Here is a 7,514-nt window from a genome sequence, read left to right on the forward strand (position 1 = left end):
ACGGCGTCGCCGAAGCGGTCGAGGCCGATCGCGTCGGTGTCTCTCTGGAGACCGAGGCGCAGGAGCGGCTCTTCGAGGCTGGCCGTTCGCCAACGGCCCGGTCATCCCCCTCGTGCGCGACCTGCTGAACTAACCGTCCCGGCCCCGCAGCCGATCCAGCTCCCGGCGCTCACGTTTGGTGGGCCGCCCCGCCCCTCGGTCACGCCGCGGCTGAGAGGCCAGGATCTCCTTCGGCGGGGGCGGCGGCGAGTGGTCGAGGTAGCAGGTGCGTGCCACCGGCGCGCCGACACGCTTACGCGGGGTGTCCACCACCTCGAGGTGCAGTTCCCGGTGGTTGACCCAGGCGCGCACCCGGTCCCCCGGCACCACCTGCTGGGCGGGTTTGACGGCCACCCCGTTGAGTTTCACGTGCCCGGCGCGGACGGCGGCGGCGGCATCGGAACGCGTCTTGAAGATGCGTACCGCCCACACCCACACGTCAATGCGCACGGACATGATCAGTAGTTGTCGCGGTGGTTGACGATCTTCTGCACCTTGTTCCAGTTGTAGAAGCCACCGACCACGGCGACGACCAGACCCAGGATCAGCCAGGTCCAGCTGGTGGCCAGCAGCGCGAGGGCCGCACCGCCGATGACACCGCCACCGACAGAGAGGGCGGCGTTGCGGGTGTACTTGCGCACGGCCTGCTTGCGCTGTTCGATCGGGTTGTTGGGGCGACGCTGCATTGTCATGGGCACCATCCTAATACTCGATCCAGGCACCGCCCGCCTCGACGGGGACTACGGCCCCGGCGGTGAGCGCGGCCAGCGTCGATTCGAGTTCCCCGCGCTCACCGGGTGCCACGGCCAACGTGTGGGTGACCGCCGCCCCGTAGTGGGTGTCGGTGATCGTCACCCCGCGGGCCCGCAGCTCCGCCTCCAGCCGCCCCGCCTCGGCGTGCGGGACCTCGATGCGGTAGAGCTCGCGCCGGGCGCGGGTCACCCGCTGCACCCGGGGCAGCAGGTCCCCGACGGACTGAGAGTAGGCGTGGACCAGCCCGCCCGCCCCGAGCTTGATGCCGCCGAACCAGCGGACGACGACGACGGTGGCGTCGAGAAGCTCGGAGCCTTTGAGAACATCGAGCATCGGGCGCCCGGCCGTGCCGGAGGGTTCGCCGTCATCGGAGGAACGCTCGATGGGGTTCGCGTTCTCGACGTGCAGGACGAAGGCACTGCAGTGGTGACGTGCGTCCGGGTACCGGCCGCGGATCTCGTTGATGAAGTCACGCGCGGCCTTCTCATCCGGGGTACGGCGGGCCAGGGAGAGGAATCGGGAGCGCTTGACCTCCCACTCGTGGCTCCAGGTCCGGTCGGCGGCGGGCAACAGGTACTGCATGTGGTCTGATAGTAGTCGGCGAGTGCGTTAGCCTGGGGTGCATGACTGTGCATGAACCGTTGTCCGTCTGGGCGCCCTTCGCCCAGGATGTCCGCCTCCGACTCGCCGATGAGGCGGTGGAGATGACGAAGACGGGCAGCTGGTGGGTCGCGGATCGCATCGCGGAACCGGGCATGCGCTACGGCTACGAGCTTTTCGACGGCGAGAACTGGTCCAAGACCCTCCCCGATCCGCGCAGCCAGGCCCAGCCGGAGGGCGTGCACGGCATGAGTGAGGTCGTGGACCACGCCTTCGACTGGCAGGCGGAGTGGACGGGGCGTGACCTGGCGGGGCAGGTCATCTACGAACTCCACGTGGGGACGTTCACGCCGGAGGGGACGTTTGACGGGGTCGTCGAGAAGCTCGGTTACCTGCGGGATCTCGGTGTCACCGCCATCGAACTCATGCCCGTCCAGCCCTTCGGCGGGGATCGCAACTGGGGTTATGACGGTGTCACCTGGCACGCCGTCCACGAGGCCTACGGCGGACCGGCCGGCCTCAAGCGGCTGGTCGACGCCTCCCACGCCGCCGGCATCGGCGTCATCCTCGACGTGGTGTACAACCACTTCGGGCCGGACGGCAACTACAACGGCATGTTCGGCCCCTACACCGCCGGTGGTTCCACGGGCTGGGGAGAGGTGGTCAACATCTCCGGGCAGCAGTCCGACGAGGTCCGCGCGTTCATTCTCGACGCCGTGCGCCTGTGGCTCGACGACTACCGCATCGACGGCCTGCGCCTGGACGCCGTCCACTCCCTCGACGACACGGGCGCCTACTCCATCATGGAGCAGATCCAGGACGTCGCCGATGATGTCGCCGCCCGCACCGGAGTCCCGCGGTCGATCATCGCCGAGTCCGACCTCAACGATCCGCGGCTGATCACCGGGCGCGACGGCGGCGGTTACGGCCTGGCCGGGCAGTGGGTCGACGACATCCACCACGCCCTGCACACCATCGTCTCCGGTGAGCGCCACGCCTACTACGAGGACTTCGGCTCGCTCGACGCCCTGGCCAAGACCCTGCGCGGCGGCTTCTACTTCGACGGCTGCTACTCCTCCTACCGCGGACGCACGCACGGCCGCCCGGTCGACGTGACCTCCATCCCGGCCCACCGCATGGTCACCTACACCACCACCCACGACCAGACCGGCAACCGCGCCTCCGGTGACCGCCCCTCGATGAATCTCACCCCTGCCCAGCAGGTGCTCAAGGCCGCGGTCATCTACTCCTCGCCCTACACCCCGATGCTGTTCATGGGTGAGGAGTACGGCGCCCAGACCCCCTTCGCCTTCTTCTGCTCGCACACCGACGACAACCTCAACCGCCTGACCTCCGAGGGCCGCAAGCGCGAGTTCGCGCGCTCCGGCTGGGATCACGCCGCGGTCCCCGACCCCGCGGACCCGGCGACCTTCGAGGCCTCCAAGCTGGACTGGGATTTCGACGAGACGCAGACGGAGATCCACGCCGCCTACACGCAGCTGCTGCGCCTGCGCCGCGAGCTGGGCCTGTCGCGGGCGGATCTGAGCAAGCTCACCGTGGAGACCGGCGAGAGCTGGCTGGCCATGGGCTGGGACGATGTCATGCTGGTGGCCAACCTCTCGGACGCGCCGGTGACGGCCCCCTTCGGCGGCGACCTCATCTACTCCTTCACCACCCCCGAGGTGGGCCTCGACGACACGCGCCTGGGCCCCTGGGAGTTCGCCCTCCTGGCGCGGTAGATGTTTCTTCGCGCCGCGCTTCTCGACGCCCCACCCGAACCCACCTGGCTCCGGGATCTTCCGGTGGTGCGCGCGCTCCTCGAGCACCCCCTGGAGTTCACCACCGCCGTCACGCTCATCTCCGGGGAGAACGGCGCCGGCAAGTCCACGCTCGTGGAGGCCCTGGCGGTGGCCAGCGGCTGCAACCCGGAGGGCGGATCGCGGCATGCGCGGATGGCGGTGCTCGATCAGTCGGTCTCGCCCCTGCACGAGTTCCTGCGGTTGCGGCGTCGTAACGCCCCCGACAGCTTCTTCCTCCGCGGGGAGTCCTTCTACAACCTGGCCGCCTGGTACGAGACTCTGGGACCGGAGATGGATGACCTGCTCCACATGAGCCACGGTGAGTCGCTCATGGCACTCATCGAACGGCGCTTCCACGGCGGCGGGCTGTTCTTCCTCGACGAGCCCGAGGCCGGGCTGTCGAACCTGCGCCAACTGGAGCTGCTGGGCCGGCTGTTCCACCTGGCCGCACAGGGGTCGCAGATCATCCTGGCCACCCATTCCCCCATCCTGCTGGCCATCCCCGGGGCGCGGATCCTCGAGGTCGACGCTGACGGCATCCACGAGCGCCGCCTGGAGGACACCGAGGCCTACCGCGCGGCCCGTGAGTTCGCCGCCGACCCGGTGGGCACGGCCACCTTCCTCACCTCATGAGGAAGTACTTCGTCCACGGGTACCGGCGCGCTTTCCACCCGCAGGCCCCGGCCTGGGTCGACGACGTCCCGGCCTTTCGGGCGCTACGCGACGGGCTGGATCTACGGCGTCCGATCACGCTGTTCACGGGCGAGAACGGCGTCGGTAAGTCGACCCTGCTGGAGGGCATCGCCGTCAGCTTGGGCTTCAACAGCCGCGGTGGGGCCTTCGGGGAGGAGATCGGCCGACGTGACAACCCGCTGCGGCATGCCGCCACGCTCCTCAAGGGCACCCGCGCGATGGGCGGGCACTTCCTCCGCGCCGAATCCCACTACGAGGTCGCTTCCGAGTACAACCGCACCCATGACACGAACCTGCACGCCCTCTCCCACGGCGAATCCGTCCTGCGCATCGTGCAGGAGAGCTTCCACGGCGCCGGGCTGTTTCTTCTCGACGAGCCCGAGTCAGGCCTGTCCTTCATCCGCCAGATGACGCTGCTGGCGGAGCTGCACCAGATCGCCGAGGCGGGGGCGCAGCTGATCATCGCCACCCACTCTCCCGTGCTGCTGGCCCTGCCCGGCGCGCGGATCTACGAGTTCACCGCGGACGGAGGAATCCTGGAGAACATCGGCGTGGAGGAGACTACCTCCTACCGGGCGCTGCGCGATTTCCTCGCCGATCCGCACGGCATCGCCGACTACATGGTCGACGTCACTAGGCTGCGGGGATGACCAATGTTCTTCCGCCGGAAACCATCGCCGCCCGGGCCCGAGATGCCGCCCAGCAGCTCCGTGACATCTCACGGCTTCTCGAGCACATCGACGCCCTGCAGACGGCCGACATCCCCGATTGGGAGTACATGCAGGACCGGTTCTTCGTCGATGAGCGCAATGCACTCCTCGATATCGCCGACATTCTCGACAAAGAACTGGCACCGGAGGCGGAATCACACGCCCGGAAGCGTTAGGTGTTGACGAGGTACTCGTACTCCGGGGTGTTCGGCTTGAGATGCTGGCATTTGATACGTGAGGCGTTCATGCGCTCGAGGAGCGGGTCGAAGTCGCTGGCCCGGCCCAGCTCGATGCCGACGAGCGCCGCGCCCGTCTCACGGTTGTTGCGCTTGAGGTACTCGAAGAGCGTGATGTCATCCTCCGGGCCGAGGATGTCGTTGAGGAAGTGGCGCAACTGCCCCGGCTCCTGAGGGAAGTTCACCAGAAAGTAGTGCTTGAGTCCGCGGTGGACCAGGGAGCGCTCCATGATCTCGGCGTAGCGCAGCACATCGTTGTTGCCGCCGGAGATGATGCACACCACGACGGAGTCCGGCTGCAATTTCATCTCCTTGAGACCGGTGACGGACAGAGCGCCGGCCGGCTCGGTGATGATGCCCTCGTTCTGGTACAGGTCGAGCATCTCCGTGCACACGGCCCCCTCGGACACATCCATGACGTGGGTGCGGCCCTGATTGCGCTCGACGATCTCGTAGGTCAGCTCACCGATGCGCTTGACGGCGGCGCCGTCGACGAAGGGATCGACGGTGTCGAGGGTGACGGGGCCGTCGTTACGCAATGCCGCCTGCAGGGACGCCGCGCCGGCGGGCTCGATGCCGACGATGGCGGTGCGCGGCGCCATGTCCGCCAGATAACTGGCGACGCCGGCGAGCAGGCCCGCGCCGCCGACCGGCACGCACACGGTGTCGAGGGACTTGCCGATGGAGGTCAGTTGCGTGAGGATCTCGGCAGCGACCGTGCCCTGACCGACGATGGTGTCGCGGGCGTCGAAGGGCTCGATCATGGTGGCACCGCGGGCGGCGGCGTCGGCACGCGCGGCCTCGGCGGCCTCGTCGAAGGTGTTGCCGGTGACGACCAGCTCGACCATGTCGCCACCGTGGACGGCGATCCGGTCCCGCTTCTGCTTCGGGGTCTGATTCGGGACGTAGATGCGACCGCTGATGCCCATGGTGCGGCAGGCGTAGGCCACACCCTGGGCGTGGTTGCCGGCCGACGCCGCGACGATGCCGGCCTCCCGCTGGCCGTCATCGAGATTGGCGATGGCGTAGTAGGCGCCGCGGATCTTGTAGGAGCGCACATCCTGCAGGTCCTCGCGCTTGAGGTAGACCTCGCACCCGGTCTCCTCGGACAGGCGCGGGCAGTACTGCAGCGGGGTGGGTTCGATGACGGACGAAATCCGGGCCTGCGCCAGCTGAATATCCGAGGCGCGTACGGGCTCGAAGGTGGGCACGGCAGTCCGGGTGTCACTCATGTCGAGACAGTGTAGTCCTCTCCTGGCCGAACACACTCCTCGCGGGTGCTGTCACCAACTGTTCACCTTCCGGTGGCCGGGTATTGCCCGTGACGTCATATGCGCAGACCACCATGGCTGTGTTCACCAACGATCAATCCCACAGGAGTATTCGCCGTGTCTCATCGTCGTACCGCCGCCGCACTGTGCGCAGCTGTCGCCACCAGCTTTGTCCTCGCCGCCCCCGCTCATGCCGCAATCACCCATTCGGCACCCACCGCCTCCCTGAGCGTCGCGCCGATCGGCAGCTACGAGACCGGCATCTTCGACGAGTCCGCCGCTGAGATCGTCGACTATCACGCCGCCACCCAGCGCGTGCTCACCGTCAACGCCCAATCCGGTCAGATCGACGTCCTCGACATTTCCGATCCGACCAACCCGACCAAGGTCGGTTCCGTCGATGCCGGGGACGGCACCGTCATCAACTCGGTCGCCGTGCGTGCCGACGGCCTGGCGGTGGCCACCGTCGAGCCCGCCTCCGACAAGACGCTGCCCGGATCCCTGCTCTTCTTCGATGTCTCCACCCTCGACTCCTTCGGTACCGTCGAGGTCGGCTCCCTCCCCGACATGGTCACCATCACCGACGACGGTGCCTGGGCGCTGGTGGCCAATGAGGGTGAGCCGGCGGAGGACTACTCCGTCGACCCGGAGGGCTCCGTCTCTGTCGTCGCGCTGCCGACCGAGCTCGCCGCCGCCACCCAGGCCGATGTCCGCACCGCCGATTTCCGCGCCTACAACGAACCGGGCGCCCTGCCCGACGGCGTGCGCGTGTTCGGTCCGGAAGGCACCGTCGCCCAGAACCTGGAGCCGGAGTACATCACGGTCCAGGGCGGCACCGCCTACGCCTCCCTCCAGGAGAACAACGCCCTGGCCGTGGTGGACATCGAGTCCGCCACCGTCACCGACATCCTGCCGCTGGGCACCGTCGACCACTCCGTCGTTCCGCTGGACGTCTCCGACCGGGACGACGAGATCAACATCACCACCTGGCCCATCAAGGGCATCCTGCAGCCTGACTCCATCGCCTCCTACCAGGTGGACGGCACCACCTACGTCGTCACCGCCAACGAGGGCGACGCCCGCGACTGGGAGGGCTACTCCGAGGAGTCCCGCGTGAAGAACCTCACCCTCTGTGAGGACTTCAACGGCATGAACGCCGAGGAGATCGCGGAACTGCAGAAGGACGAGAACCTCGGCCGCCTCACCGTCACCACCGCCGACGGCTTCAACGACGAGCGCGGCTGCCACGAGGAGATCTACTCCTTCGGCGCCCGTGGCTTCTCCATCGTCGACGAGAACGGCTCGCGCGTGTTCAACTCCGACGACCAGTTCGAGCGCATCACCGCTGACGCCAGCCCGGAGAACTTCAACTCCAACCACACCGAAGCCAACTTCGAGGGGCGTTCCGACGAC

At 67.8% G+C, this 7,514-nt stretch carries 9 protein-coding genes; 5 read left to right on the plus strand and 4 right to left on the minus strand.

Translation table 11 applies throughout. The features are described from left to right. Positions 1–129 precede the first annotated feature (129 nt). Genes Q4F73_RS10240 through Q4F73_RS10250 form a run of 3 tightly spaced genes read right to left on the minus strand, consistent with a single transcriptional unit; the run spans position 130 to position 1,374 of the window. Entirely contained in the window at positions 130–495 is a 366-nt protein-coding gene (locus Q4F73_RS10240; RefSeq protein WP_303359247.1) for an RNA-binding S4 domain-containing protein, read from the minus strand. Positions 496–497: 2 nt separating this feature from the next. Continuing rightward, the gene (locus tag Q4F73_RS10245; protein ID WP_303359248.1) at positions 498–731 is read right to left on the minus strand and encodes a hypothetical protein; all 234 of its coding nucleotides are present in this window, start codon (positions 729–731) and stop codon (positions 498–500) included. A 10-nt stretch (positions 732–741) separates the two neighbouring features. Then, on the minus strand, positions 742–1,374 hold the full coding sequence (locus Q4F73_RS10250) for a YigZ family protein (protein WP_303359249.1): 633 nt from the start codon (positions 1,372–1,374) through the stop codon (positions 742–744). Positions 1,375–1,415: 41 nt separating this feature from the next. Between Q4F73_RS10250 and treZ the strand changes: the two genes are divergently transcribed. Genes treZ through Q4F73_RS10270 form a run of 4 tightly spaced genes read left to right on the plus strand, consistent with a single transcriptional unit; the run spans position 1,416 to position 4,770 of the window. Beyond that, on the plus strand, positions 1,416–3,131 hold the full coding sequence (treZ, locus tag Q4F73_RS10255; RefSeq protein ID WP_303359250.1) for a malto-oligosyltrehalose trehalohydrolase: 1,716 nt from the start codon (positions 1,416–1,418) through the stop codon (positions 3,129–3,131). Further along, a complete protein-coding gene (locus Q4F73_RS10260) occupies positions 3,132–3,824 on the plus strand; it encodes an AAA family ATPase (RefSeq protein ID WP_303359251.1) in 693 nt (230 codons plus the stop codon). It begins immediately after the preceding gene. Next, positions 3,821–4,534, plus strand: a complete 714-nt coding sequence (locus tag Q4F73_RS10265; protein WP_303359252.1) for an AAA family ATPase — start codon at positions 3,821–3,823, stop codon at positions 4,532–4,534. Before Q4F73_RS10260 ends, Q4F73_RS10265 begins: the two co-directional genes overlap by 4 nt. Then, complete coding sequence (locus Q4F73_RS10270; RefSeq protein ID WP_303359253.1) at positions 4,531–4,770, plus strand: hypothetical protein; 240 nt, start codon at positions 4,531–4,533, stop codon at positions 4,768–4,770. Before Q4F73_RS10265 ends, Q4F73_RS10270 begins: the two co-directional genes overlap by 4 nt. Here Q4F73_RS10270 and ilvA read toward each other — a convergent pair. Next, the gene (gene ilvA, locus Q4F73_RS10275) at positions 4,767–6,062 is read right to left on the minus strand and encodes a threonine ammonia-lyase IlvA (protein WP_303359254.1); all 1,296 of its coding nucleotides are present in this window, start codon (positions 6,060–6,062) and stop codon (positions 4,767–4,769) included. The two genes, Q4F73_RS10270 and ilvA, sit on opposite strands and share 4 nt — an antisense overlap. Before the next feature lie 156 nt (positions 6,063–6,218). Between ilvA and Q4F73_RS10280 the strand changes: the two genes are divergently transcribed. Then, a partial coding sequence (locus Q4F73_RS10280; RefSeq protein ID WP_303359255.1) for a choice-of-anchor I family protein occupies positions 6,219–7,514 on the plus strand: 1,296 nt, incomplete at its 3' end.

The sequence above is a fragment of the Corynebacterium sp. genome (genome assembly GCF_030535495.1).
GTDB lineage: Bacteria > Actinomycetota > Actinomycetes > Mycobacteriales > Mycobacteriaceae > Corynebacterium.

What these genes read in the sequence shown, in the direction of transcription:
- Q4F73_RS10240 (WP_303359247.1), bottom strand. Translation starts at nt 495, where the DNA reads ATGTCCGTGCGCATTGACGTGTGGGTGTGGGCGGTACGCATCTTCAAG.
- Q4F73_RS10270 (WP_303359253.1), top strand. Translation starts at nt 4,531, where the DNA reads ATGACCAATGTTCTTCCGCCGGAAACCATCGCCGCCCGGGCCCGAGAT.
- Q4F73_RS10260 (WP_303359251.1), top strand. Translation starts at nt 3,132, where the DNA reads ATGTTTCTTCGCGCCGCGCTTCTCGACGCCCCACCCGAACCCACCTGG.
- Q4F73_RS10265 (WP_303359252.1), top strand. Translation starts at nt 3,821, where the DNA reads ATGAGGAAGTACTTCGTCCACGGGTACCGGCGCGCTTTCCACCCGCAG.
- treZ (WP_303359250.1), top strand. Translation starts at nt 1,416, where the DNA reads ATGACTGTGCATGAACCGTTGTCCGTCTGGGCGCCCTTCGCCCAGGAT.
- Q4F73_RS10250 (WP_303359249.1), bottom strand. Translation starts at nt 1,374, where the DNA reads ATGCAGTACCTGTTGCCCGCCGCCGACCGGACCTGGAGCCACGAGTGG.
- ilvA (WP_303359254.1), bottom strand. Translation starts at nt 6,062, where the DNA reads ATGAGTGACACCCGGACTGCCGTGCCCACCTTCGAGCCCGTACGCGCC.
- Q4F73_RS10245 (WP_303359248.1), bottom strand. Translation starts at nt 731, where the DNA reads ATGACAATGCAGCGTCGCCCCAACAACCCGATCGAACAGCGCAAGCAG.